Source organism: Arthrobacter monumenti (assembly GCF_054511255.1).
Genome location: NZ_JBTNCY010000001.1, coordinates 69,884 through 96,385, shown reverse-complemented (window position 1 = coordinate 96,385; position 26,502 = coordinate 69,884). Strand labels below are relative to the sequence as shown.

At 57.6% G+C, this 26,502-nt stretch carries 21 protein-coding genes; 14 read left to right on the top strand and 7 right to left on the bottom strand.

The features are described from left to right. Nucleotides 1-12: 12 nt before the first annotated feature. Nucleotides 13-1,707, top strand: a complete 1,695-nt coding sequence (mptB, locus tag ACX80B_RS00405) for a polyprenol phosphomannose-dependent alpha 1,6 mannosyltransferase MptB (RefSeq protein WP_459291914.1) — start codon at nucleotides 13-15, stop codon at nucleotides 1,705-1,707. Nucleotides 1,708-1,724: 17 nt separating this feature from the next. On the opposite strand, the gene ACX80B_RS00400 is transcribed toward mptB, so the two are convergent. From ACX80B_RS00400 to ACX80B_RS00390, 3 genes are read right to left on the bottom strand one after another with little or no spacing between them, the layout of a single operon-like run. Further along, nucleotides 1,725-3,158 (bottom strand): sensor histidine kinase, encoded by a 1,434-nt coding sequence (locus tag ACX80B_RS00400; RefSeq protein WP_459291912.1) that lies wholly within the window; start codon nucleotides 3,156-3,158, stop codon nucleotides 1,725-1,727. 10 nt (nucleotides 3,159-3,168) lie between these two features. Further along, complete coding sequence (locus ACX80B_RS00395; RefSeq protein WP_459291910.1) at nucleotides 3,169-4,407, bottom strand: glycosyltransferase 87 family protein; 1,239 nt, start codon at nucleotides 4,405-4,407, stop codon at nucleotides 3,169-3,171. After that, nucleotides 4,407-5,711, bottom strand: coding sequence for a UDP-glucose dehydrogenase family protein (locus ACX80B_RS00390; protein WP_459291908.1), 1,305 nt, complete (start codon nucleotides 5,709-5,711; stop codon nucleotides 4,407-4,409). Before ACX80B_RS00390 ends, ACX80B_RS00395 begins: the two co-directional genes overlap by 1 nt. Before the next feature lie 138 nt (nucleotides 5,712-5,849). Between ACX80B_RS00390 and ACX80B_RS00385 the strand changes: the two genes are divergently transcribed. The 6 genes from ACX80B_RS00385 to ACX80B_RS00360 all read left to right on the top strand — a co-directional run bounded on the left by ACX80B_RS00385 (nucleotide 5,850) and on the right by ACX80B_RS00360 (nucleotide 10,822). After that, on the top strand, nucleotides 5,850-6,698 hold the full coding sequence (locus ACX80B_RS00385; RefSeq protein WP_459291906.1) for an ABC transporter permease: 849 nt from the start codon (nucleotides 5,850-5,852) through the stop codon (nucleotides 6,696-6,698). Further along, nucleotides 6,682-7,476 (top strand): ABC transporter ATP-binding protein, encoded by a 795-nt coding sequence (locus ACX80B_RS00380; RefSeq protein WP_459291904.1) that lies wholly within the window; start codon nucleotides 6,682-6,684, stop codon nucleotides 7,474-7,476. The genes ACX80B_RS00385 and ACX80B_RS00380 overlap by 17 nt, the downstream gene beginning before the upstream one ends. Continuing rightward, nucleotides 7,469-8,533 (top strand): glycosyltransferase family 2 protein, encoded by a 1,065-nt coding sequence (locus ACX80B_RS00375; protein ID WP_459291902.1) that lies wholly within the window; start codon nucleotides 7,469-7,471, stop codon nucleotides 8,531-8,533. Before ACX80B_RS00380 ends, ACX80B_RS00375 begins: the two co-directional genes overlap by 8 nt. Before the next feature lie 6 nt (nucleotides 8,534-8,539). Then, nucleotides 8,540-9,376 (top strand): CDP-alcohol phosphatidyltransferase family protein, encoded by an 837-nt coding sequence (locus ACX80B_RS00370; protein WP_459291900.1) that lies wholly within the window; start codon nucleotides 8,540-8,542, stop codon nucleotides 9,374-9,376. Continuing rightward, nucleotides 9,376-10,272, top strand: coding sequence for a glycosyltransferase family 2 protein (locus ACX80B_RS00365; RefSeq protein ID WP_459291898.1), 897 nt, complete (start codon nucleotides 9,376-9,378; stop codon nucleotides 10,270-10,272). Before ACX80B_RS00370 ends, ACX80B_RS00365 begins: the two co-directional genes overlap by 1 nt. Nucleotides 10,273-10,360: 88 nt before the next feature. Further along, on the top strand, nucleotides 10,361-10,822 hold the full coding sequence (locus ACX80B_RS00360) for an adenylyltransferase/cytidyltransferase family protein (protein ID WP_459291896.1): 462 nt from the start codon (nucleotides 10,361-10,363) through the stop codon (nucleotides 10,820-10,822). A 57-nt stretch (nucleotides 10,823-10,879) separates the two neighbouring features. Here ACX80B_RS00360 and ACX80B_RS00355 read toward each other — a convergent pair whose 3' ends face one another. Together ACX80B_RS00355 and cysC are read right to left on the bottom strand one after the other, a co-directional pair. Beyond that, entirely contained in the window at nucleotides 10,880-11,509 is a 630-nt protein-coding gene (locus ACX80B_RS00355) for a sulfotransferase family 2 domain-containing protein (protein WP_459291894.1), read from the bottom strand. A 148-nt stretch (nucleotides 11,510-11,657) separates the two neighbouring features. Continuing rightward, nucleotides 11,658-12,923 carry an adenylyl-sulfate kinase gene (cysC, locus tag ACX80B_RS00350; RefSeq protein ID WP_459291892.1) on the bottom strand — a complete coding sequence of 422 codons (1,266 nt, stop codon included), beginning with the start codon at nucleotides 12,921-12,923 and terminating at the stop codon, nucleotides 11,658-11,660. 306 nt (nucleotides 12,924-13,229) lie between these two features. Between cysC and ACX80B_RS00345 the strand changes: the two genes are divergently transcribed. Genes ACX80B_RS00345 through ACX80B_RS00335 form a run of 3 tightly spaced genes read left to right on the top strand, consistent with a single transcriptional unit; the run spans nucleotide 13,230 to nucleotide 16,226 of the window. Then, the gene (locus tag ACX80B_RS00345; protein ID WP_459291890.1) at nucleotides 13,230-14,018 is read left to right on the top strand and encodes a 3'(2'),5'-bisphosphate nucleotidase CysQ; all 789 of its coding nucleotides are present in this window, start codon (nucleotides 13,230-13,232) and stop codon (nucleotides 14,016-14,018) included. 39 nt (nucleotides 14,019-14,057) lie between these two features. Next, nucleotides 14,058-14,975, top strand: a complete 918-nt coding sequence (gene cysD / locus ACX80B_RS00340; protein ID WP_459291888.1) for a sulfate adenylyltransferase subunit CysD — start codon at nucleotides 14,058-14,060, stop codon at nucleotides 14,973-14,975. Beyond that, on the top strand, nucleotides 14,976-16,226 hold the full coding sequence (locus ACX80B_RS00335; protein ID WP_459291886.1) for a sulfate adenylyltransferase subunit 1: 1,251 nt from the start codon (nucleotides 14,976-14,978) through the stop codon (nucleotides 16,224-16,226). Nucleotides 16,227-16,382: 156 nt separating this feature from the next. Here ACX80B_RS00335 and ACX80B_RS00330 read toward each other — a convergent pair whose 3' ends face one another. Then, the gene (locus ACX80B_RS00330; RefSeq protein ID WP_459291884.1) at nucleotides 16,383-18,977 is read right to left on the bottom strand and encodes a CDP-glycerol glycerophosphotransferase family protein; all 2,595 of its coding nucleotides are present in this window, start codon (nucleotides 18,975-18,977) and stop codon (nucleotides 16,383-16,385) included. 222 nt (nucleotides 18,978-19,199) lie between these two features. On the opposite strand from ACX80B_RS00330, the gene ACX80B_RS00325 reads away from it, so the two are divergent. Both ACX80B_RS00325 and ACX80B_RS00320 read left to right on the top strand, forming a co-directional pair. Continuing rightward, nucleotides 19,200-19,472 (top strand): hypothetical protein, encoded by a 273-nt coding sequence (locus tag ACX80B_RS00325; RefSeq protein ID WP_459291882.1) that lies wholly within the window; start codon nucleotides 19,200-19,202, stop codon nucleotides 19,470-19,472. 74 nt (nucleotides 19,473-19,546) lie between these two features. Beyond that, nucleotides 19,547-21,772, top strand: a complete 2,226-nt coding sequence (locus tag ACX80B_RS00320; RefSeq protein WP_459291880.1) for a CDP-glycerol glycerophosphotransferase family protein — start codon at nucleotides 19,547-19,549, stop codon at nucleotides 21,770-21,772. Nucleotides 21,773-21,866: 94 nt separating this feature from the next. On the opposite strand, the gene ACX80B_RS00315 is transcribed toward ACX80B_RS00320, so the two are convergent. Further along, nucleotides 21,867-23,777, bottom strand: a complete 1,911-nt coding sequence (locus ACX80B_RS00315) for a glycosyltransferase (protein ID WP_459291878.1) — start codon at nucleotides 23,775-23,777, stop codon at nucleotides 21,867-21,869. A gap of 249 nt (nucleotides 23,778-24,026) precedes the next feature. On the opposite strand from ACX80B_RS00315, the gene ACX80B_RS00310 reads away from it, so the two are divergent. Then, nucleotides 24,027-25,259 carry a CDP-glycerol glycerophosphotransferase family protein gene (locus tag ACX80B_RS00310; RefSeq protein WP_459291876.1) on the top strand — a complete coding sequence of 411 codons (1,233 nt, stop codon included), beginning with the start codon at nucleotides 24,027-24,029 and terminating at the stop codon, nucleotides 25,257-25,259. Between the two features lie 7 nt (nucleotides 25,260-25,266). Then, nucleotides 25,267-26,454: a CDP-glycerol glycerophosphotransferase family protein gene (locus ACX80B_RS00305; protein ID WP_459291874.1), complete on the top strand. Its 1,188-nt coding sequence runs from the start codon at nucleotides 25,267-25,269 to the stop codon at nucleotides 26,452-26,454. Nucleotides 26,455-26,502 lie beyond the last annotated feature (48 nt).

Below are 26,502 nucleotides of genomic sequence, written 5' to 3'. Positions count from 1 at the left end.
GTCCAATGTATCGTGCCCGGCGCCGCTTGGAGGAGAAGGGACCGGCGGCGGGCCGGTGCTAAAATTGCATCACCGCAAAACTTTGCCCGCTGCCTGTCCGTTCGCAGGCGACATGGCCGCCGTCGTGCAGTGTTTCACCGCCAGACCATGTCGAACCCCGTAGATAGGAACGACCCGCAGATGACCGCCCCGGTTCCTTCGACTGAACCTTCGGAGCGCGACAGCCGGCCGGAAGTCGATCATCCGAAATCCGCCATCATCTCGGGCACAGTCGGATCGTTCATGATGTTCCTCGGCTCGTTCGGAGTCGGGTGGCTGGCCTCGGTATCGGATCTGTCGCGGTGGCCGCCGATTATTTTCCTGCGGCTGAACCCTTTCGGTGTTATTTTTTCCGTCGTCCTGCTGGCCGCCGGCGCGATGCTGCTGGTGCGGTCCTGGTTGCGGCTCGGGCAAAAGGTGCGGATATGGGGCCCGGAAGCACGCTCTGCGACGATGACGGCGGTGCTTGCCTGGGGCGCTCCCATGATGTTCGCGATCCCGCTTTTCAGCCGCGATGTTTACGCCTACATCGTCCAGGGCCAGATGGTCATTAATGGCCTGAATCCTTACCAGGAGGGCTTCTCGCAGATCTCCAATTGGTTCTCCTCGGGTGCCGATGGGCTCTGGGCGCAGAGCCCCACTCCGTATGGCCCACTGTTCCTGTGGCTGGAGGAATGGGTGGTCTGGTTATCCGCGGGCCACCAGGAATTGTCGATCCTGCTGTTCCGGTTGGTGGCTCTGGCCGGAGTGGTGTTGTGCATTATCTATATCCCCAAATTGGCGGAGCTGCACGGGATCAATCCGAACCGTGCGCTCTGGCTGACAGTGGCGAATCCGTTGTTCCTGATCAACTTCATCGCCTCGGTGCACAATGACGCGTTAATGATCGGGCTCGCCCTGGCCGGGCTCTATTACACGGCCACCAGCAAGGCGTTGCGGGGCGTGCTGCTGGTAACGCTTTCGATCGCCGTGAAGCCGGTGACTATCGTTTTCCTGCCCTTCGTCGGGTTGCTCTGGGCCGGCAAGGGCGCAGGCTGGGGGCGCAAACTTTTCTACTGGGTCCTGACAGCGGCGGTTTCCTTCGGGGTGCTCGGCCTGCTCGGGCTGTTTAACGGCTATGGCTTCGGCTGGATCGGGGCGATGGCGACTCCCGGGAGTTTATGGATCTGGTACTCGCCCGTCGGCATTGCGGGCTGGGCGGTTGCCACCATCTTCAGCGCCTTCGGCCTGGATGGTTGGACTTTTGGCAACGTGGTCCACCTGATGGGGCCAGCGGCCGCCGTCGTCATCATCCTGATCCTGGTGTTCAAGGGCAGTTACGAGCGGATTATCCGCCGGCTTGCCATCGCCTTTGGCGCCCTGGTGTTCCTGTCGCCGATTATCCAGTCCTGGTACGTCGTATGGCTGATCCCGCTGTTCGCCGCAACCGGCATTCGGAATGACTGGCAGGTCAAAACTCTCTACTTCCTGGTCTCGTTCTTCATGATCTACTCCGTCTCGGACCAGCTGGACATCGCCTGGTTTATTGATCTGGATCTGAACGTCGCCCGCGTCATTGCCTCGCTGGTGGCCGTCGGCTTCGCGATGTACCTGATTTTCGTGGACTCAAAAACCAAGCGGCTGTTCCAGCGCAAGCTGGTGGATCCCGGAACGGCGCATCAGATCTGAGGGTCCTCGTTGCTGCGTTAGTCGGTACGGGGAATGATGATCTCGAAGCGGGCACCGGATGCAGTCCCGGAAGTCCCAGAGATTACGCGGGCGGAACCTCCATGGGCATCGGCGATGGCTGCAACTATTGATAAGCCGAGTCCGGCACCGCCCTGACTCCCGCTGCCTTTCGCCTTCAGCGAGCCACGCTGGAAGCGCTCGAAAATATGTTCCGCCTCTTCGGCCGGTACGCCAGGGCCGGTGTCCGCCACCCAGAGAGTCACCGAGTCCGGGACGAGGTCGGCGCCTATCCGGATGACTGAATCGTCGTCGGTGAATTTCACGGCGTTCTCGGCCAGTTGCAGCATGCCTTGGGTCAGCCGGTTCCAATCCGCATTGATGACGATTCTTTCCGGAGCGTGCAACTGCCAGTCGCGCCGCGCCAACGCTGTTGCTTTGCGGTGGACCGCTCGCACGAGGTCCTGAACATCCATCGATTCAAGCTGGAGAAAGTCCGGCCGTTGTGCCTGGGCGAGCAGAAACAGGTTGGACACCAGTTCATTCATCCGGTCGATTTCCCCGGTGACCAGTGCAACGGTTTCGGCCCGCTCAGCCGGTGTCTCATCGAGTTCGATCAGTTCGATGTGTCCCCGGATAATCGTCAGGGGAGTGCGAAGTTCATGACTCGTATTGTTCAGGAACTGCCGCTGATCCGTGAAGGCGTGCTCCAGCCGGGCGAGCATGTCGTTGAATGCTGCGGCTATCTGTGAGGCCTCGTCGTGTCCGGTGACCTCTATCCGCTGGCTCAAATCGGTATCGGAAATCTTCCGAGCGGTGGTGGCTAAGGATTGAAGCGGCGAAAGCACTCGTCCGGCCAGGGCCAGGCCGAGTAACGAGGCCACGAGCAGGGTCACTGTTTGTACGGTGATCTGGGTCTGTACTGCATCGTTGATCTCGTCCCGCTCGAAGGCTGGAAAATTGGCTACGACGAACAGGCCGTCGTTGGGCTGACCGTTAACCGGAATGGCGACATAACGGGCCGATCCGGCGGGGGTGTTCATCATGCCTCGCTCCGTTTGCTCCAGCGACAGCCAATAATCGATCGTCGACTGGATCTGTTCGGGAGCGGCCACACCCTGCGATCGCCGGGATTCGTAGAGCTCGCCGTCCACGAAGGCCAGCAGCGTTTCCCCCTCATCAGGGACATCGCGGGCAAAATAGACATCGAAAATGGCCGATAAGTCATTTCCGAATGGCCGACCTGTCCGCGGATCGGTCCCTCCAGCCAATAATTGGAACTCTTCCGTTTCCTGCCGCAGACTCGTCCGGATCTCCGCATCGAGGTGTTCGAACAGCACAACCCGCAGCAACAGTACGGAACCGATTGACGACAGCAGCAGCAAAGCGACAATGACAGCAACGATGCGAACCCGGATGCTGCCCAGCAGGCGTCGGGGTTTCCAAGTCGTCATAACGCCAGACTCATTTTCCAGACTTGCCCGCGCGGATAATGCCTCGTACGGCCCATCCGAGGACCACGAACGACAGCACGTTCCGGATGGTCAGCAGCAGCGCGACCGCCGGATTCAGCGAGAACAACTCTCCATAGAAGGTGGGATAAATAAGCGTAGTCAGGGCGGAAATGACCAGCATGAGGACGCCGGGAACCATCCAGCGCCGGCGGTCAAAGGCCAACCCCACGGCGACGACGGCGATGACCCACAGTTGAAACTGCGGCGAGCCTACCTTGTTGAATACCACGAAGGCGGAGACCATGGCCAAAGAGCCGAGCAGTACCAGCTGTCCCCGCGCGGCGCCGTTTTTCATCGCCCACAGCAGCAGGCCGGCGACGGATAACGAGGCGAGGAAGAGCAGCGGCGTCATTAGATCCGCCACGAATGCTCCCATTGCCCCGCGGATTTCCAAGGTGTTAATGCTCACATCATGGTAGACATGTGCACCATCCAGACCCAGCACAGCCTGCCACAACCCAGGTGTGGTGAAAGGCGCCTCGAGCTGCATTCCGCGGTCGGCTTGGGCGCCGATGAAACTAAGCAGATGCTCCAATCCACCGAGCGCCGTGACCACGGCAGCGATGATGGCGGACACCGCCATGCCGGTCAGGAGCATTGCCAGCCGCTGCCGGCTTGCCACCAGAAGCACGCCAATAACGGCGGCGGGCCACACCTTGATCCAGGTCGCCAGTGCCAGGATGGCCGATGCAATCACCGGCCGCGCCGTCATGAGCACCAGACCGGCGATAACCATCGGTCCGGTCAACCCATCGATGCGGCCGACGGCGACCGGCCCCAGAATACTGGTCGCGGCCAACCACCAATATGCGGCCGGGTAACCCTGGATGCGTTTGCCCTTGCGCGTCAGCACCAGTACGGCAGCGGCATTGAGCGCGGTGAACATCAGCCACCACGTGAGGTGGTACAGGTCGTAGCCCAGAGCCGTGGCCGCAACCATCGGCAGCAGCGCGGCCACGGGATATACCCAGTCCTCGGTGATGCCAACCCAAACGCCGTCGCGAAGACCGTCGAAGGCCCACGACCGGTAGAACGCGACGTCGCTGAGCACGTCTCCGGTGACGATCAGCGGAAGCAGGAAAAACAGGAAGACCAGATGAACGACGGCGAAGACCGTCGCCAGGGTACGTGGCCGGCGCAGCCTGTCCCGGATGCCCGCGGGGATCTTTTCCTCCGGGCCGGCAGTCATTACGGGCGGCCGAGTGCGCCGAAGGACCAGCCCGCGGTACGCCATGCCGTGGGGTCGAGAACATTGCGCCCATCAATCATGACCGGTTCGGCCACCAGTTGCCGCAATGCCGCCGGATCAAGTTCGCGGTACTCCTGCCACTCAGTGAGCAACAGCATGCCGTCGGTGTCCGTTACTGCATCAATCAAGGTGTCGGTGTAGGTGAGATCGGGAAAGCGCAGGCTGGCGTTGGCGGTGGCATGCGGGTCGCAGACGGTGACGACGGCGCCGGCATCCTGAAGCTGCTGGGCGACGTCGAGGGCGGGGGAGTCGCGGACGTCATCGCTGTTGGGTTTGAAGGCAGCACCCAGGACGGCGAGCCGCTTGCCTTCGAGCCCACCGCACATCCGGGCCGCCAGATGCACCAGGCGGGAGCGCTGGGATTGATTGATGTGATCAATGTCATTGAGGAAATTGACCGCCGAATCGACGCCGAGATCCCGGGCCTGCGCCTGCAGCGCCCGCACATCCTTTGGCAGGCAGCCGCCACCAAACCCGACTCCGGCGTTGAGGAATTTCCGCCCGATCCGGTCGTCGATGCCGATGGCGTCCGCCAGTTCCGTCACATCCGCTCCGGAGGCATCGCACAGTTCCGCCATGGCGTTAATGAACGAGATCTTGGTGGCCAGGAAAGAGTTGGCACTGTTCTTGACCAGTTCCGCCGTCGGATAAGCCATCACCAGACGCACCGTTCCGCGGTCCAGCATGGTGGCATATGCCTCATCCAGATCCTGGATGGCAGCGGCGGATGCCTCCTTGTCCCGCACGCCATAGATCAGGCGGTCGGGATTGAGCGTGTCCTTGACAGCATGCCCCTCGCGGAGAAACTCAGGGTTCCAGATTAAGTCCGCACCGGCGTCGACAATCATTGGAGCCAACCGCGCAGCAGTCCCAACCGGCACCGTTGATTTCCCGACGACGACGTCGCCTGGCTTGAGGTACGGCAACAGTGACTGGACGGCCGCGTTGACGTAGGAGACATCGGCGGCGAGGCTTCCATCGAGCTGCGGCGTGCCGACACAGATGAAATGCATGGTCGACGGCGCCGTGTCGGAGAAATCAGCGCTGAAGCGGAGGCTTCCCTTGTTCTGCGCCTCGATCAGCAGCTCATCCAGGCCGGGCTCAAAGAACGGTGAATGTCCGGCGGTCAGGCGGTCCAGTTTGTCCTGGTCAACGTCTATTCCGACGACGTCATGGCCAAGCGAGGCCATGCCCGCTGCGTAGACGGCGCCGAGAAATCCACACCCTACTACGGAAATCTTCACAGTTGTCCTTTGCTGGAGACGGCCAACGCCATGGGCGCGGTGAGTTGGAAGCGTATCAATTACACTCTAAAGGGATGCGGTCCGCCCATGCGGCACCGCGAGACTTGAAATCATACTTGGGTAAGGGAACTAGCTGGCATGAGCGTTGCCGACTTCGCGGCTGAGAACAATCTGCACAGGGTTGGTGCCCGGCCATCACTGCACAAGTATCTGCAGGAAATGTGGCGGCGCCGGGATTTCGCCATCGCCATGGCCCGGTACAAGATCGAGGCGGACAACCAGAAGAACCGGCTGGGAATGATCTGGATCGGGTTGAGCCCGGTCCTCACCGCCATCGTCTACGGCGTGGTGTTCGGCCTGCTTCAGGGCGATCGCAGACCCGATAACTTCGCATCGTTCATCATCGTTGGCGTATTCCTGTTCCAGTACTTCACCAACACGATGAACAGCGGCGCGAAATCCATTGTGTCCAACAGGTCCTTGGTCCAGTCGCTGGCGTTTCCGCGGATGACACTGCCGATGGCAACCGTGATTCAGCAGTTAATGAACGTTGTCGTGATCATCGGAGTTATGTACGTCATCCTCCTGGTGCTGGGTAATCCGCCATCGTTGTCGTGGCTGATGATAATTCCACTTGTGATGATCATGACAGTATTTAATGCTGGAGTGGCGCTTTTCACCGCTCGTCTGACTGCTCATACGCGGGACTTGACGCAGGTGCTGCCTATCGTCACCCGGATCTTTTTTTACACCTCCGGCGTGCTGTTTCCGATCGATAGGGTCTTGTCTCACTTTCCGGCGCTGGTGAAGGTCTACGATTTCCATCCCATCTACGAGTTCCTGGTGATTGGCCGCGGTGTCCTGTTGGAGGGGTACGAGGTACCGCCGGAGTACTGGCTGTACGCCTCAGCATGGGCGGTGCTCCTGCTGGTCATTGGTACGGTGACTTTTTGGGCAGCAGAGGAGAGCTATGGACGCGTCGACTAGATCGGAAAGCATCGTGGATACGAATGATTCGCCGTCCAAGACGCCGGTCGTCGTCGTGGATGACCTCTATGTGGATTACAAAGTTCATGCGACGGGCAAGCGGTTCAAGGGTGCCAACAAGAAACTCCTGACGCCGACCCGTGGGCTTCGAAGCGTCCATGCATTGCGAGGCGTTTCCTTCACCGCCTACGAGAACGAATCAATCGGCATTATTGGTTCGAACGGTTCAGGCAAATCAACATTGATGCGCGCCATCGTCGGGCTGACCCCAGCGACCAAAGGCTCCGTGTACGCGGCTTCACGGCCCAACATGCTGGGCATAGGCGCCGCGCTAATTCCCGATCTCTCCGGGGAGAAGAACATAGTGCTCGGCGGATTGGCCCTTGGCCTGTCGAAGGCGAGGATCAAGGAACTGCAGGAGCAGATCATCGAGTTTGCCGAACTCGAGGATTTCATCGACCTCCCAATGCGAACCTACTCCTCGGGCATGCAGGCGCGCCTGAAGTTCGCGATCGCCGTGGCGCGCGATCACGAAATCCTTATCGTCGATGAAGCCCTCTCCGTAGGCGACCGGCGTTTCCGCCAGCGGAGCGAAGAAAAGATCCGCGACATCCGTGCGAACGCCGGTACTGTTTTCCTTGTTTCACACTCCATGAAATCGATCAAAGACACCTGCACCCGGGTGATCTGGATCAATCAGGGTGAACTGCAAATGGATGGCAACCCTGAAGAGGTCATCGAAGCCTACGAGGGCTCGAAGAACCAGTCCGATGATTGAACACAACGGAACGGGATCCCAGGACGGGCTTCCCGGAGTCTCCTTCATCATGCCCATCCTCAATGAGGCCAGATACATCGAGCGCGCCGTTGGCAGTGTGTTGGGACAGGACTACGACGGCGACAAGGAAGTCATCCTGGCGCTTGGCCCCTCCACCGATGGAACCAATGAAATTGTGTCCCGGCTCCAGAGCCGCGAGCCGAGGCTCAAGACGGTGCACAGCCCGACCGGTGCCACACCGGCGGGACTGAATCTAGCAATCGAAGCGTCGCAGTATCCCGTGGTGATCCGGGTTGATGCGCATTCAGAACTATTGCCCGATTACACCCGGGTCGGTGTCGCCACCCTGGAGCGGACCGGAGCGGCCAATGTCGGCGGACTCATGGACGCCAAGGGGGAGACGCCCTTCCAGGCGGCCGTGGCGCGCGCCTATGTGAGTCCCGTTGGTCTGGGTGGTGGTGTCTACCACAGTGGGACCGAGCCGGGTCCGGCAGAATCCGCCTACCTGGGAATCTTCCGGCGCGAGGCGCTGGTGGCAGCCGGTAGTTTCGACGAGACTCTGCGCCGCGCCCAGGATTGGGACCTGAATCTTCGCATCCGCGAGGGTGGTGGAACGGTGTGGTTCGATCCGGAGTTGAAGGTGACGTACTGGCCACGGTCCAGTTGGTCGAAACTTGTACGCCAGTTTTATGCGACGGGAGTCTGGCGCGGCGAACTCGTCCGCCGGCACAGCGCCAGGAACTCACTGCGGTATTTCGCCCCGCCCCTGCTCGTGGCGTCGATTTTTCTCGGATCCCTCTCCGCGGCGTTGAAGCTGTCCGGAGCGACGTCATTACTGCCCTCATGGGGTGCCCGCGCGGCCACGATGGCGGCATGGGCGCCGGTTGCCTACCCTGCGTGGCTGCTCTGGGCGATTGCGACCTCAGGCGAGGGAATGAGCTTGAAGGAGCGCCTTTATCTGCTGTTTGTACTGCCCAGCATGCACATTAGCTGGGGATCAGGTTTCATGTCCGGCCTCCTCAAGGGAGCAACAGACCAAGTCGATACCAGCAGGTAGGCGGCTATGACCTCCAGCCAGAGGCCGGCGGACCGGCCTGCCCGCCCGACACTGGAAGAACTGCGATCCATTGCCCAGCCGCCGGAAGTGCGGGCGCGGAAGAACGCGGAGCACTGGACCGCTGATCTGTATCTCCGGCATTTTTCGATTTACTTCACCATGCTGCTTGTCCGGACGCGGATATCGGCAAATGGAGTAACCGGGCTAATGATCCTTGCCGGTTGGGCGATTGCGGCGTCGTTGCTTATTCCCGGTATTTGGGGGCCTGTGCTGGCGGTCTTGTTCTCCCAGGTGCAGATGTATATCGACTGCTGCGACGGCGAAGTGGCGCGTTGGCGCGGAACCTTCAGCCCCAAGGGGGTTTTCCTGGACAAGGTCGGCCACTACACCGCTGAAGGCTTCATCGGCATCGCCATCGGGCTGCGGGCCATCGGGGACCTCGACCGGTTTGGCACCGATCCAGCAACTGCATTCGGATACGCGTGGGCGGGAGCAGTGCTGGGCTTCTTCATCGTCCTCAATAAGTCGTTGAACGATATGGTCCATGTATCCCGGGCCTTTGCCCAACTGGGGCGCCTTCCGGACAGCACGGAAGCCACAACCGTCAGCCAGACGACACTGGTCGGCAGGCTCCGTGGCGCTGCCCGGTTCCTGCCCTTCCACCGGATTTACCACTCAGTCGAACTCAGCCTCCTGACACTGGCCGCCGCCGTCGTAACTCTCATTTCGGGTGCCCCGTTGTTGGGTGAACGGCTCCTGCCGCTGGTGCTGGTTCCGCTCGTAATTCTGGCGACGGTCGGCCACTTTGTGGCCATTATGGCCTCTTCAAGGCTGACCAAATAATGGCCGTTGAGCACCGGTCCGCCCCGACATTCGGCGTCGTAATTCTCACCCAGGGAAAGCGGCCGTCCGACCTGCAGCGGGGATTCGAATCCATACTGGCCCAGACCGGCGTCCAACTGGACGTGGTCGTCGTCGGTAATGGTTGGGAGCCAAACGGCCTTCCGGAGTCATTCAAGGCTCTTTATCTGCCGGATAATGCGGGAATACCGGCCGGGCGGAACGCGGGCGTGACGCTTGTGCAGGGGGAGTACCTTTTCTTTCTCGACGACGACGCATGGTTGCCGGACCCGGATTTCCTGCTCCGGGCGGCCCGGATGTTGGAGCAGCAACGCGGTATCGGAATGATTCAGCCGCGGATAGAAGATCCTGATGATCAGGCGGCTCCGCTTCGCTGGATTCCTAGATTGCGCAAGGGCTCGCCCTATCGGTCCGGGAACGTTTTTTCGGTGGTGGAGATGGCGGTTGTGCTCCGCCGCAAGGTGTTTGAAGAGGCCGGCGGATGGGCCGGTGCGTTCTGGTATGCGCATGAAGGGATCGAACTTTCCTGGCGGGTCTGGGATACCGGCTATAGAACCTGGTATGCCGGGGACCTGCGTGCAGGACACCCGGTGATCGATCCCGCCCGCCACGAGGAGTATTTCCGGCTCAATGCCCGGAACCGGGTCTGGCTTGCGCGGCGGAACCTGCCCTGGCCCGTCAGTTGGGTCTATGTGGGAACCTGGACCCTCGTCCAAACCGCGCGCTGGGCAAGTAAACCTGACCAGTTGAAGCCTTGGGTCTCCGGATGGGTATCCGGATGGAGACAGGGTCCTTGGTCTGGGGACGAACCCCGCCGTCTGCTCGCCTGGTCGACCCTCTGGCGAATGGCGAGGTATGGGCGGCCGCCGTTTATTTGAGCGGCCTCCACAAGATCCGGGGCGTTCGGCCCTAAACTGAACAGCAGCTATGACCGATGCAGTGACAATCTTTGAGTGAGGTAGGACTATGGCGAAAACGGTTCTGACGTATGGGACTTTCGATCTGTTCCACATCGGACACCTGAACATCCTCAAGCGGCTAAGCGAGCTGGGAGACAAGCTCATAGTTGGCGTTTCGACTGACGAGTTCAACGCCATTAAAGGCAAGAAGCCCATTGTCCCCTTTGACCAAAGGCTCGAAATAGTCCAGGCGATCCGCTACGTCGACCAAGCCATTCCCGAAGACCGGTGGAGCCAGAAGCGTGAGGATATCGACACGTACAAGGCGGACGTCTTTGGAATCGGCGAAGACTGGAAGGGGAAGTTTGACGACCTCGAAGACAGGGTGGAGGTCGTCTACCTTCCACGTACCAGCGGGATCTCGACGACTGAGATGAAGCGTGTGTTGAGCGCCTTTGACACCAAACATGTCGAGGAGCTGAAGAAGACGCTCGACAGCATCAGCCAGATCGTAAAGGAATTGAGCTGATTGCCCAGCGGCATTGCCCGGCGGGCACTCTGGACGAAACCGCCAACCGCTTCCCCTCTACAATGGATAGCCGAAGGAAGTGTAATCCTCGCCATAGATCTCTTTAACCTTGGTCTCCATACTTGGCGAGACAATGACATCGCTACTGGAAAATCCGGTTTGCTGCTTACCGTCTTTTAGTTTGGGGATGTCCGGGTTCAGCCCCAGGTCCAGGCGCGCGTTAAGGTCGTCCACGACGCCCCGCATGCCGTCCTCGAACCGATAGACGCTACTGTTCGGAAGATGGAATTCCACTTGCCGCCTGAGGTGGTTGTCAAAAATGAAGTTATCCCGGGCATACTGCTTAAACGCCTTGGCGCCCCAGCTATTGACTGACTCTGCGTCTACGACCTTCAAGTCTTTTCTATTGCGCCAGATGTATTCAGATTTGAAACGCGCCAAGGGGTCGCGAACCATCATGAAAATTTCGTCGAAGTTCCCGAGCCGGAAGTTCATTTCCAACATGTCGGCATGCATGTGTTGGGGCGTGCACCGGCGTACGTGGTTTACTGACGCCGGGCCGACCTTTCCGTCCAGATAGAGCGTTTGGTAGCCGCTTTCCCTGAAGACCTTTTCTATTGTTGACCCACCGGTCTTGGGCACATGGACGAAAAGTATGTTTCTTCCGTCTTTTCTGAAGATTGGCACTCTCTAGAGCCTTTCTGGAATTGGCGATCTGGCTTGGGCGGGCGGCACCTCAAGCAACCTGACCCGAAGAAACGGATGCAGGATAGTTATTCTTGCGAAATACAGAATACTTGATTTGAAGCGGACTCCGGCGTAGCGCAGCCCCGCCTCATTCCGTCCCCGGGATGAGGGAGCGCCGCGCTATGAGGCTGAGTACCGCGTCGGTTGCTTCCTTTACCGAAATTACAGATGTGTCGACGACGTAGTCTGCATCCCCAGGCTCGTCGTACGGCGAATCGATGCCGGTAAAATCCGGGATCAGACCCGCTCTGGCCTTGGCGTAAAGTCCCTTGCGATCCCGCCTCTCGCATACTTCCAACGGCGTCGAAACATGGACAAGAATGTACTGCCCGGCACGTTCTGCGAATTCGCGCACGCGCTTTCGGCTTTCATCGAACGGAGCAATCGGGGCGCATACGGCTATGCCACCTGCGGACGAAATTAGTGACGCGACCCAACCGATTCTCTCGACATTGGTATTCCGGTCCGCCCGGGTGAAACCCAACCCTGCAGTTAGGAATCGTCGCACATCGTCGCCGTCGAGCAATATCGCCTGACGGTCATCGATGGTTTGTATTTGTTCGACGACGGACCGGGCCACTGTCGACTTTCCTGAGCCGGACAGCCCCGTGAACAGGACAACCATCCCTCCTTGGCGGGGAGATGCAGTGTCGCTTCGCGCCGGCTCGTCGAGGGATGAGAAGTTGAGCACCTCACGTGCGCCCAGACGCCGCAGGACAAAATCGCCTATAGAACCATCCCCCTCATGAGCTGTGGCCGCATAGTCCGGAACAACCAAGAGGTTGGCTTCGGCGTTTTCCAATGGACCCGCACACGCGCGCACTGCCGCCAGCAATTTTGCCAACTCGTTATCGGTTGCGTCGCCTGTTCCAGCCAGGGCGACAAGGTGCAATTGAGCGGCCGATTTCTGTGCTGTCGCCACGGCTAAGGCGAGTTGCTCCGCGGTTGGTGCGCGGTCAAAGGCTGCCACGATCCGGGCCGTTCCGGAAGCACTGAATGGGGCGGTGATCCGCAGGTCCCGTGCGGCAGAATGCTCGGGCTCCTGCAGTCGCGTCAGCGGACCGGCAAGATAGACCGCATCTGGTGGTGCTGCTTCGGTGGAAGTTACCTCCAGCCGGGCCAGAGGTGTGCCGTCGGGGTCCGCGAGCAATAACGCGCCGTATTCCGTGGCTTTGTCGGCAACAACAGGGGGGACGGTGAGCAACGGCTCGACTGGGAGGTTCGATGGCACTTGCCCGGGGAGCATATACGACGTCGTGCCCAGCAGCCCGCCCATGAGCAACTCAAGTGTGTCGAGGATGCTGTAGTCGAGTGAGTGGCTTGGTTCGTGCAGCATTTCCTGCCACGGCGTCATCTATGGTCCTTTCGAAGGGCGTTCTCGTCTTGGTGCGCGGACTCGGACGTGGGGATGTAATTGATTCCGGCGACGACCGCCATCATCATACCCGCGACAGTGCGGAAATATCCGGAGCTCCGGCGCGGCGACGGTCATGGATCGCTCCGGCCGGCCAGGTCATTGCCCATCGGCATTACCTGTAGTTTTCCTCACACTGTGGAATAGGAAGTCTGGCGGATTGAGGAGTGGGCGCCTATGGTCTGTAAGGTGATTCCCGAAAGGGCTGCCGGCTTTGGCTGCCTCACAACGAGCATGGAGTCATGAGTGGAGTCGGAAGAGTGGCTGCGGAATGAATTCAGCCAGAGCGAAGCCGACGCGGCGTTCGCATCGCATCTTGCAGGCGAGGCTGGCCGGATGCTGCGGAATTTTCGGTCCGAGGCGCTGGCAGAAGGAATCGCGAAAGACCAGCTGAAAGACGAAGGTGACGCTCGTTCCCAAGCCTTGATGAGCTCGGTTCTGTCTTTCGCCCGCCCGGATGATGCCGTCCTTTCGGAGGAAGCCGTTGACGATATCGCACGCGTCCACGCCAATCGCGTCTGGATTATCGACCCGCTGGATGGCACCCGTGAGTATTCCGAGAATCGTCACGATTGGGCGGTGCATGTTGCGCTCTGGATCGATGGCTCGCTCAGTGCCGGTGCGGTTGCACTGCCAGGTAAGGACATGGTCCTTGGCAGCGCCATAGAGGTGGGCTCCTCCAACGCCGCCCATTCGGGCCGAATCAGAATAGCCGTGTCCAGGAGCAGGGCCCCGAAGTTGGTTTCGGATGTCGCTGCTGCTCTTGACGCTGAGCTGGTGCCGATGGGTTCGGCAGGGTACAAGGCTTCCGCCGTCATCCGGGGCGAAGTGGACGCATACATTCACGCCGGTGGGCAATTCGAATGGGATTCGGCCGCACCCGTCGCTGTTGCAGTGGCGCAGGGCCTGCATGCTAGTAGAATTGATGGTTCGGATCTTCGATACAATCAGGAAGACCCTTATCTGCCTGACCTACTGGTATGCCGTGCCGACTTGGCCGACCAGTTGCTGAGCGCCATCGAACAAGTTAAATGACACAGACAACGGAAGTTGAGAGACGGACGGGATGCACACATGAGTACCGCTAGCGGCTCTAAATATAATCTGAGCCAACTCAAGGCGCTCGAATCGGAAGCGATCTTCATCATTCGTGAGGTCGCCGCCGAACTCGAACGACCAGCGATGCTGTTCTCCGGCGGCAAGGATTCGATGGTGATGCTTCACCTGGCGGTGAAGGCCTTTGCGCCTGCCGCAGTACCCTTCCCAATTGTCCACGTGGACACCGGGCATAACTTCGACGAAGTCCTTGAGTTCCGGGATCAGGAAGTCGAGCGGTTGGGTCTGAATCTGGTAGTCGGGTCAGTTCAAGAAGCCATTGATAGGGGAATCGTGGCGGAGGAGCGCAATGGCTCCCGCAACCGCATCCAGACGCCGGTCCTCCTGCAGACGGCGGAGAAACACGGATTCAACGCCCTCATGGGCGGAGCGCGCAGGGATGAGGAGAAAGCCAGGGCCAAAGAGCGGGTCTTTTCATTCCGGGACGAGTTCGGACAGTGGGATCCGAAGAACCAGCGGCCGGAGCTATGGAACCTCTTCAACACTAAAGTTCACCCTGGCGAAAGTATCCGTGTATTCCCGCTCTCCAACTGGACTGAGCTGGATATCTGGAGCTACGTCGAGCACGAGAACATTGATCTCCCGTCGATCTACTTCGCCCACGAGCGCGAGGTATTTGAGCGGAATGGCATGCTGATGGGCGTTCACAGGTTCTGCCAACCGCAAGAGGGTGAAGAAACGTTCATCGAAACTGTGCGGTACAGGACCGTCGGTGACGCCAGCCTGACTGCAGCAGTTCGCTCTTCAGCGACGACGGCTGCAGACATCGTTGACGAAGTGGCGGCATCACGTATTACCGAGCGCGGCGCCACCCGTGGGGATGATCGAGTTAGCGAAGCGGCCATGGAAGACCGCAAGAAAGAAGGATATTTCTAAATGGACCTCCTGCGATTTGCAACGGCTGGCTCGGTTGACGACGGTAAGAGCACCTTGATAGGCCGGTTGCTTCACGACTCGAAATCAATTTTCGAGGACCAGCTGGCGGCTGTGGAAAAAACCAGTCGCGCCCGTGGAGACGACTATACCGACCTGTCGCTTTATACTGATGGCCTGCGGTCTGAGCGGGAACAAGGCATCACCATCGATGTTGCGTACCGCTATTTCGCCACGCCGGAGCGCAAGTTCATCATTGCGGACACTCCGGGTCACATCCAGTACACACGCAATATGGTCACAGGTGCCTCCACCTCCGATTTGTCCATCGTCCTGGTGGACGCACGCAAGGGCTTGGTGGAGCAGAGCCGCCGTCACGCATTCCTGGTTTCTCTCTTAGAGGTTCCACATATGGTGGTGGCCGTGAACAAGATGGACTTGGTCGATTGGTCGGCGGATGTTTTCAAGGAGATTGAACGGGACTTCGCAGAATACGCGACCCGTCTCAATATTGCCGACCTGACTGTCATTCCGGTATCTGCCCTTAAGGGCGATAATGTTGTTTCACGTTCGGAAAACATGCCGTGGTACGAGGGTCCGTCTCTTTTGCATCACTTGGAGCACGTTCATATTTCGAGTGACCGGAACCTCGTTGACGTTCGCTTCCCGGTTCAGAATGTTATCCGCCCCAAGAGTGACGACTTCCACGACTATAGGGGCTACGCCGGCCGCATCGCTGGCGGAGTGATGAAACCCGGTGACGATGTCATCGTATTACCCAGTGGGTTGCCTTCACAGATCGAGTCGATTGATACCGCTGATGGGCCGCTCGAAGAGGCATTCGCTCCGATGTCCGTCACGGTGCGGCTGAAGGACGATATTGATGTCTCGCGCGGTGACATGATTAGCCGGCCGAACAATCAGCCACATGTTACCCAGGACATAGAGGCAATGATTTGCTGGATGGACCACGCTCCACTCGTGCCCGGCACGAAACTTGCCATCAAGCACACCACGCAGTCCGCCAGGGCCATGATTAAGGATCTGCACTACGAGCTCAACATCAATACTCTGCATCGCAACAAAGAGGCAACAGAGCTCAAGCTGAACGAGATCGGGCGGATCCGCTTGCGGACCACCAAGCCACTGCTTGCGGACGAGTATCACCGCAACAGACTGACCGGTGGCTTTATCCTGATTGATGAATCTACGTACAGCACGGTGGCTGCGGGAATGATCGTCAGCGCCGAATAGCCCGCCGTTTCACCGTGATGTCATGCATGCCCCGGGGTGGTCCAGCAACAAAGGATCCGCTCCGGGGCACTTTCAGCGGTATCCACGGATAGAGTCCGCGCAGGCAGCCCTCACATGATTAGGGTTTCCATATTGGAGGGGCCTGGTGTTTGGCGGCTAAGCTCCGTTCACTGCCCCAATTGCCCGGTAAAATTCGTCCATCGCCCGCCTGTTGTAGGCATCCGCATCGAAGAACCCGGTGGGAATTTCCCTTTGGATAGCCTTACGCATGCCCTCTGCGAGCGCTTCGTCATCCTGTTCGACAATTAGCCCCATCCCATCAGGCAGAGCGCTCTTTGCTGAACCGAATGCTGTGGTCAGAACCGGCAGCCCCAGAATCAAGGCTTCCAAAATGACCATCGGCTGCCCCTCGTAGTCGCTTGATACCACCATGCAATCCGCCGCGGCCATGAGGGCGGCCGCGTTCGGCTGTTGACCGGCAAATGTAACGGAACGGTTGAGCCCATAATGGGCAGCGACGTCGCGCAGGTATGCAGCCAATGGTCCGCTGCCGACGATGACAAGACGGGTCGCGGGGTTCTCAATGTGGACTGCCGCAAATGCGCGCAGAAGCCGGGCATGGTTCTTTTCCGGCGACAGCCGGCCGACGGTGACAAACGTGGTCACGCCGTCCCGCTCTGGCATGTAGGTGTCCACAACCTTTTGGCGTTGCACCTCATTGGAGACAGTTGCCAGCGGATAGGTCTGCTTCAATGAGACTATAGCGTCCCGCAGATTTCGTATCGGATCAACAATAGGCGCTGGCTCATTGAGTCTGTCTATTGAGATGGGGTCGCCGAATGCCTGTCGACGGACTTTCTGTGCATCGACCGTATTCGCAGCAGCAACAAACTTCTCGGCCGGTGCGTGTTCTGCCAGCTTTGGCTGGTTCACTTCCCTCAGAGCTTCCGACACAGAAACGAGCCGGTCAAACCGCGGAAAGGTCGAAAACACGGCTTCGAGGCCTCGCTTGAGCGGCCGCTTGCCATCGACGGTCCGCTCCGAATCGTTGCGAACATCGTTGTGCAGCCAGATCGAGTGGGTTTTTGCGTCACCATTAAGGAGTATGTAGTCCCAGAATGGGCCATAACCGCTGAAATCGACTATGTAATCGAATTTGCTATTACCGAAGCAACGACTCCACTCGTCTTTCCAGATTCGGGCATCAGGAGCATGGTCCGTGGACGAGACGCCCCGTCCCTTGCCCTGATGCCGTTTGGCAAACCAGTGTTCGAGCTTATTGCCGTTGAGGCCTCCTTCCCGGGGGAAGAGCCGGACATTGTCGTTGATTGCCGCTTCACTTGCTTTTTTGGCGTGGGTCCGGCTGTACGAGTAAAACGCAGAGACGTCGTATCGCTCATGATCTATATTGTTCAGTAAATTCAGCGCCGACGTCGTAATGCCGTTCGGTTGCATCCCACCGAGGTAAATGAGGATTGATTCACGACCGTCTGAAAAGTCGTCGTAGACCTCGTAAGTGTTGTCGTTCTTGAAAACAATGTCGACAACCCTCGCCGCTGCTTGACCGTCCTCGTGCCCGCAGAACCGCTGCCTGGCACACTCGTATCTACGCGATAGGGCCTCATCGGCAAAGGGTGCCGGCCCTGCTTCATCCAGGGCATTTACATTGTCGGCCAGTACGGAAACATGATTGGATAGTGGACCTGGCAGTTCATCTGTGGAGAGGTAGAGGCCACGACCGGCGGAATACTGGTCCAAGTCGGGAAGATGAAACAGAATCGGCTTTCCTGATGCGAGAAAATCATAAAAAAGACTTGAATAGTCGGTTATGAGAACGTCCGTGGCACCCAGCACCATGTTGGTCGGAATCTCATTTGGAACCAGATAGCCAGCGAGTTCTGGGATAGTCTCCATTTCCTGAAATACGACTTGGTGCGTTTTGAGGAGAACCCTGTACTTAGAAGTGTCGATCCGGCTCTCAAGTTGCTCAACGACCCGCTTGAGAGCGATTGCATCATTCAGCGGCCGATAAAAGGACTCACCCTTCCACGTGGGCGCGTATAGAATAACTTTGCGGTCGTCAAGAATGACTCCACTTGACTGCATCCGTCGACGGAATTCGCCGGCGTCTTTCCTTGGGGTGAATTGATAATCGATTCGAGGATAACCTTCCTCGATAATCCGCCCTTGAAATATATTCTTAAGCTTGTATCCATCCAAATACATTTGCTTCGTCATGAACTCATTCGCTGAGAGCAGAAAGTCTGCTGCGACGAAGTTCCGGATAATGTTCCTCGTGTCCGGTCCACCGCCTGGAACGTCGTATCCCATACACTTCAACGGGGTACCGTGCCATGTATTGATATATGTCTGACCATCCCTCTTGCTGAATTGCCAAGGGAACGTTGCGTTATTGATTAGGTACTGGGAAGTGGCCAGAGCTTTATAATACTTATCTGACTTATATTCGACGAAAACCACATTTGGGTAGTTCCGGTACATTTCAATTGTGGACCTATATCGATCCATGTTGGCAAGCACCCAAATATGTTTCAGATGTTGTAGGTCAGAATCGCGCAACAAAGTTTGGAATATCGCCTCAGGGTTACACAGCATTCCATTTCCGGAGAAGGACTCATACACGACCGTGTTTTCCTTAACCGGCCGTGTGCTCCAGAAAGCGTACGATTCATACCGCTTGGCTTTGGAGAGTTTGTCCCCGACAAGCTTAACGTAGTTGCGACTACCCAATACTTCCTCCGATTAACGTGGCCGCCGTGCGCTCTGAACAGGCACCGAATGAGCCCGGGCTGCCCGGTATCGCATTCTCGGTGACGGCGAGCCCCAGTCTAACGTAGAGGTCTGAAAGTGTCGTTGACCCGGCTCCTCCAAGGAGACCTTGGTTTCTTCCGGGATTTGGGTGGACACTAGTCGAGGAATGTCGTGCAATCGTATGCGTGCAGGAGAGTCGCGATGGCGGAGTTGGTTGCGCCTCTTTACGTGGATCGCTTTAGTTTGCTACTTCAACGTGGGACGGTGAACGTCCTTACAAAGGGGGATGAATCAGTGGTTTTGCCTGACAAGACTAATTCCGGCGCGGACCATGCCTGCCGCATGTTCGAATGGCCCGCTAATGAGGCAGTGCCGCGCAACCTGGTGGAACACGTTGAGTACTGGATTGGAGTCACGATCCCAGGTGCAGGCGCACAAGGGTTCCTGGGTTCTATCGAAGTCGTTCTGAAGTGAAATCGATTCGACGGATCAAGAGTCTGCTTGGACGCCTGGGTTCTGGGAGGGCAGAGGGCCCGATACTCGTTGGAATGGACCGAGCCACGAGTGGGCCTTTGCGGCAATCGTTAAAAGTCGACCAGAACGAAGCAAAAATCCACATTGCAATCACTCTGGCCCGCGGTGCGCGAGTGGTGGCATTATGGGCTCGCCAGCATGGATCCGGATGGGTGCACATCAGCGACGCCTTCGAAAAGCCTCAACATTCTCCGGGAGGCGAAGTCCGATCATCTTTCGAGCTGACTCTGGACCTAATGGGCCGATTCAACAACTTAAGCAGTGGAGTCACAGCGCCAGTCGACGTGAAATCAGCAATGCCGTCCAATGGAGCCGAGCAGACCCTTGACCAGCCGGCACTGAACAATCCACAACCGAATGTCACGCTGTTCCTCGAGGTTGAGTGCATGGAATCCCTGTTGTTGTGGGCCGGAGTCGCCTCCCGGCCAATTGGCAGCCGCTTCAGCAGCGAGCAACCGGCAGGCCCGGGGTGCAGTGGTGCTGCCCGGACCGAGGGGCCCGAAGGCATGGTTCGGGCACGCATTCGCCTGGGAGGATTTCAACATACACATCTCGGTTCCCTGCCAAGTGTTTCAGCGGCGGATCAGCGAAGGAAGGCGTATGTGAACCGTGATGGGAACCTCGTCATTGCAGTAAACCGCGAGTTGCGAGGCTATGGCAATATTCATCTGAATTCATTAGGCATCCAAGATGGCAAGCTCAAACTTGAGGGGGAGATGGAGACTGGTGATCGGGTGATTACTGGCTCACGGCTGCTGCTGATCAGCAGTGTCGGTGGACAGAGGCTATCTGCCGACTGTGTGCCTCAGATCGATGATGAGAGGACTTCGTCAAGGTTTGGACTGCGGCATTACACCTTTGAAGTCGTACTTCCATTGAGTCGGCTCCTCGGAGAAAATAAGCCAAGTGCTGACGTCTTCCTCAGTGCTTGGCTTGAAACAACAGCGCTTGGAGAGGGACAACCACATCGCGCCCGTTTGGGCCGAGCACGCCAGCCCATCCCTATCGAAAATGCGCAAGGATGGGTGGAGAGCAACGACACCACGCTGTCGATTCACCACTACTACACTCCAAAGTCCGACAAATCGTCGTTTGTCGTGGAAGTGTTCGATCGCGCAGCGCATCAGCACCTTAGGGAGCGAATTTCCACTTTCTCAAGAAGTGCTCATCCACTTGAGCGGGTTTGGCTCATTGGCGAACTTCCCTACAAGGCACAAGACAATGGTCTTCATTTTTTCCGGTACGTGTCCAAGAACCATCCTGAAATCAACGCATACTATGTCATCAATACAGAATCTGTTGAGACGAAGAACCTAGTCGGCCACGAAAACGTTGTCCATTTTCGGTCAAAAGAGCATATTGAATTGTTCTTCAAAGCAGAGCGGTTTATTGGTTCCCACCATATTGACTATCTCTATCCCAGCCGCGCCCCGCTCATTAAAAGCGCCGCAGGCGGGACGAAGATATTCTTGCAGCACGGTGTGATGGGAACGAAATGGATGGTCCCTAACTATGGCAAGGATGCTCCCGGATTCGAGACCGATCTGTTCTTGGTCAGTTCGGTACGGGAAAAAGAGATCATTGTGTCGGACTTTGGCTACGGGCCGGACGAGGTTGCCATCACGGGCTTGTCGCGGTTCGACGCCTTACTCACCCACGATGTCGATGTACGAGCTAAGCAACTACTAATCATGCCTACGTGGCGGGATTGGTTGGGAGATGCAGGGCGGTTTTTGGAGTCCAAGTATTTCCACGCTTGGTATGGACTTCTTCGTGATGAGCGACTGCGCGTCCTTGCTGCAAACTACAACTTGGATATCATATTTTGTCTCCACCCTAACATGCAGAAATATCGCGATTATTTCATGGATATGCCTTTTAAAGTGGTCGCACAGGGGGAAATTGATGTTCAGTATCTGTTAAAACAGAGCGCCATAATGATCACAGACTTCTCGAGTGTTGGTTTTGATTTTAGCTTCCTGCATAAGCCTGTCATCTATTACCAATTTGACCGGGAAGAATTTATCGGTTCGTGGGGATCTCATCTGGACCTGGATGTCGAGTTACCGGGTCCTATTCACGGCACCATCAATGGGCTAATTGAGGAGGTACGGACCACGCTCGCTGCTGATTGTGAAATGGAGCCCCGGTATCAACAGCGTGCGGACCGGTTCTTGACCTACCGGGACACCGGCAGTAATCAGCGAATATTCTCCCGCGTGGTGGCTGGGGTTACATGATCCTTAGGGATCGACTGTGTATGGGCTCGCCCTCGAACTTTGCTGAAGTTGTTGCCATAAGCAGTCCGTAAACTCCGGATGTGGCCAGGGACCGTCAGACTCGGAAACTCAAGTTGCCATGGATCGTAGAGTAGGCGTCGACGCCGTCGTCGATGCTGCCCGTTGAAACGCGGGCAGATTGCAGTCCATCTCTTCCCAGTATCTCGACGAATGCGTCATAGACCGCCTTTTTATTTCCGACCAGAATATCCGCCGGCCACTCCGCCGATACACGAAAATAAGTGTCTGTTTCGCGAGCAACGGCATTGGTATTGGACCGGTAGAGTTCCTTACCGCCGCGCTCACGGAGCGCTATCGTAATGGGAAATGCCGGAACACCGACAAGAGCCGGAGGTGCTTCGAAACGGACACTGCAATTGATGGCCAGCCGATTTCCGCTCACGGCAGTGTCTCCATTCTCCGCCTCGATGGAGCCCTTCCAATCAAGGCCGGCTTTCCATCGTTTGGCGTGGTCGAGGGCGGCCAGCCAAAGCGGTACGGTTGCCTCGTCGGAAAAGTCGCCAGACCTCTTGACGGCTGCTTCCCGCATGGCGGCCTTCTCCGCAGCAGGTAGTCGCAGAAAGTCGTTGATTGTTTCTTTGAGCGCCTCTTCGTCACCCAGGGGAACCAGGAAGCCGTTAACTCCATGGTCAATAACTTGGGAGGGCCCATAATTCATGTCGTAGCAAATGGGAATACAACCCATGGCCATGGATTCGAGAATAACCAGTGGCAATCCCTCAGAGTGGCTCGTCAGCAAGGAATATGAGGACCTCGCAAATTCGCCAGCCACATTGTCTGTGAACCCCTCCAGATGGATGGACTTGCCCATCTGGCTGTCGCTAATCAACTGGCTCAAGGAATCAACTTGAGAACCTGAACCGAAGATATGCAGGGATGAAACACTTTTGGGAGTATTGAGCGCTGATACTGCCCTGACGGCATGGTCAACCTGCTTTCGGGTGTCCAAGCTTGCCACGATGATCCCGCGGGCTTCATCCCGTTCCCTCGTTTCGACTTTTTGGGAACCGGGGTTCCAACTGTTCGGAATGACAGTCAGGTTCCCAAAGTCACCCAAACGCACCGCTGTATGGAACTTCTGACGATCGGTTAGGAGCACGACCCCGTCGAACCGTTCCAAACCTGCAAAGGCGTCCCTGCGCACGCGGCTCAATGGCGCATAGGGAGAACGTACCCGCCAATCAATATGCGCGCCATGGACCATATACATCGTGGTGACATTCGAACGGCGGTATTGCGCAATGAAGTCAGCGGCGAACTTGCTGTCGACGATCATGAAAGCGTCATCACCGGCCGTGAGCTGGTCAAGCCATAAGTGATAGAGAGCCGACGTGTTAGTCAACGTTCTAACCGGCTTTCCTGAGCTATCGCAGATGAAAATCCGGCGGGCTGCCTTTTTTCCTTCGGTTACTGCTACGTCGAAACGATCTGATGCAAGCAGCGAACCGTCTTGGCGGTAATAGTCCTGCTGCAGAAGAGTTTTCCCGTCCTGGGAGTAACGCCTTCGACGATCCATTCGATTCTGATCTGGTCTTTCCGGTGCGTCCAGGGGCATAAAGCCCTCCCCGCTTTGCCTGTCGCCCAGAGCACGAAGGTGCCTATCGTCTAGATCCGCCAGCCACTCCCACATGTTCAGCAGCTCAACGCCTTTGGCGAGGGCACCTCTGCGCTGCAGCGCTTCCCGTGCATCGTCGTAATTCGGACGCCAGTCGAAGGTAAGTACCGTAACGTTCAGGCCGGCCTCCCGCGCAAGCGCGCGGGAACGATGGAACAACGCGTTCGTCATGCCGCCATAGTTGTCTGGAATTGCCCATGTGACGACAAAGTGCTTGGAGCGGGCTACCGCGTCGCCGGGCCTGTTCGGTCCACCGCCGGTACCTCGAGCCGGAATATGCCGGCTGATGCGATTCAGGATGCGCCGGGGTACTTCAGTGGAAATAGGCACGCAATGATCACCTTTCGAGACAGTATAAGACTGGTTGAGTTGGAAGGACGGCATCAGTCATGGGAAACCGGGAACTCCCCACGCGTGAAAGCTGTTGATGTTTTGCTAAGCGTACGTGGCAAGTGGCCGGGCCTGCTACCGTAACGTGAAGCGAAAGGCTTATGTTGCACGAGTGATGCAGCAGCAGGGCGAACTTCGAATTAGAGGAATGAGTTGAAGGACTGGATCGGTAAAAAGGTGCAAGTGGCGGTGTCGTCACCGACTGGCATCTGGTTGCGCAACTGGATGGGTTTGCGGGGTGCGTCCCGATCCAACCACGAAATACACGGCATACCTGTTCCCGCGGATGTCGTCGTCTATTTCGGCGACGTCGCGGCGAAGGCCTATCAGCTCGAACAATGGCTTCCCGTGCTCGAGCGTCTTAACCGTGATCACAAGGTCCTGCTTGTTTTCCGCAAGGTTGGTGCGCTGCGTGAATTACGGAAACACACAACCCTTTCAATGATCTTCGCCCGCCGTTTCGACGATGTCATGGAACTTTTCGACGCCAACGACTACTCCCTTGGCATCTATGTCAATAATGGCGTGAACAATTTCCAGTCGCTGACCTTCGCCCGCATGGTCCACGTTCATGTCAATCACGGTGAAAGCGACAAGCTTTCCATGGTGTCCAATCAGGTCAAGGCGTACGACAAGGTTTTTATCGCCGGTCCTGCGGCATTGGAGCGACACCGTTCAGTCCTTCTCGATTTCGACGAATCGAAGCTCGTGATGGTGGGACGGCCACAACTGGACCTCGACTTCCCCCCGGAGCTCGAACCTTCCGCATTGCGGACTGTGATGTATGCGCCAACGTGGGAAGGCGAAAATGAGTCGAACAATTACACATCGCTGGATGTGTATGGACAGCAAATCGTAGATGTCTTGCTCGCCCTCCCCGATACGCGCGTGGTCTACAAACCGCATCCCCGTATTGCGTCAAGCCCGAACCGGGATGTTGCGCAGGCACACGAAGATATTGTCCGGGCGATCGAAGAAGCGAATATTGACCGTCAGACCCCGCACATAATCTCTGAGCAAGGCAACATTCTTGCGATGTTCGGCAGCGTCGATGGGTTGGTAACCGATGTTTCCAGCGTTGGTTTGGATTTTCTATACCTTTATCCTGAACGGCCGCTGGTCCTTACCGACCGGAGAACGGACAGGCTTTGCCTCGAGCGCGACGCGCCGGTCGCCCGTTCCTGCCCGGTAATCGACGGGGAGTCTGTGAACGAAGCGTATGGGTTGATCGCCACTGCGTTGGAACAGGATAAGTCTTCAGCAGAACGTGCAGAGGTGCGGCGATTCTACTTTGGTGACCTTGCCAAGGGAGATTCAACGGACATCTTCGTCTCAACCGTTCACGACCTGATTACCGAGCGCAGGAAGAAACTTGTGAACCATCAGTTCCATGCCAGCGCCGGGGAAGCGGCGGACGAGTAGGTCTGGCATGTCACTGTTGAAGAAGTCTGCGCGGGGAGCCACCATTATCCTCAGGCGGGCAGCGAATGTATGGCTTGAAGCGAAGGCCAGGCACCAGCTCGCTGGTCAACTCCCGATGGCGGGAAGCGTTGAATGTGGCCTGTACTTTGCCGACGAACGAATCAACGCGTACCAGGTACGCCAGTGGTATGAGCCCATGCGGCGGCTGTCGGAATCCCATCCCGTTGCTCTGCTGGTCCGCTCACCGCGGGCCGCTCTCGACCTGATCGTTGACTGTCCTTTACCGATCGTACTGGCCACTAACATGCCTGAGCAGGAGCGCTTCCTCGGTTCCCATCCGATACAGATCTTTTTTTATGTGAACAACAACAAGGAGAATTTCTTACCGCTGCGTTTCAGTGAGCCTATCCATATCCACTTAAGCCATGGCGAGAGCGATAAGACGTCTATGGCATCGAATCAGTTGAAGGCCTACGACTACGCATTTGTAGCCGGCGCCGCGTCACGAGACCGCATCCAGAGGCAACTTCGGAATTTCGACGTCGGGCATCTTCTGGAAATTGGCCGGCCCCAACTGGACGTACCGAGGAACCGGCGGCCAATGCCCGACGACGGCCGGACAGTCGTTCTGTACGCTCCGACTTGGGAGGGAGACCGGGCGGCCATGGCTTACGGCTCCATCGTTTCGCACGGCGAAACTATAGTTGCTGAATTACTGGCGGATCCCCGCTTCCGCCTCGTTTACCGACCACATCCCAGGGTCGGGGTACGGGACAAGCGCCAGGCGGTTGTTTCAGCGGCGATTAAATCTGCCATTGTCAAGGCTAATGAAGCCGATTCGGGTGCCCACCACGTTGTGGACGATGCACGGGAGTTCGGCTGGCCGATGGACGCTGCCGATGTCGGCATTGTCGATATTTCGGCCATGGCCGCCGATTGGCTGTCCACCCGTAAACCTATGATTGTGACCAAGCCGTCCGAGCCCAATGCCAAAGTGGATCCGGACGGCCTGGCCGGTGCGTTGCGGCTGATGCCGGCGTCGGAAGCTCAGGATGTGGGCCAAATCATTGGGCGACTGATGAGCGAAGGAACCCCCGAAGAGCAGCTCGCTCAGGTGGAGCACCATTTCGGTGACACCACCCCGGGAGCGAGCATGCAGCGGTTCCTCCGGGCTGTCGAAGTGGTGTTGGATTAAACAACATTCCAACTGAGTATGCTGGACGGTGATTCGTCGAGAGGAATT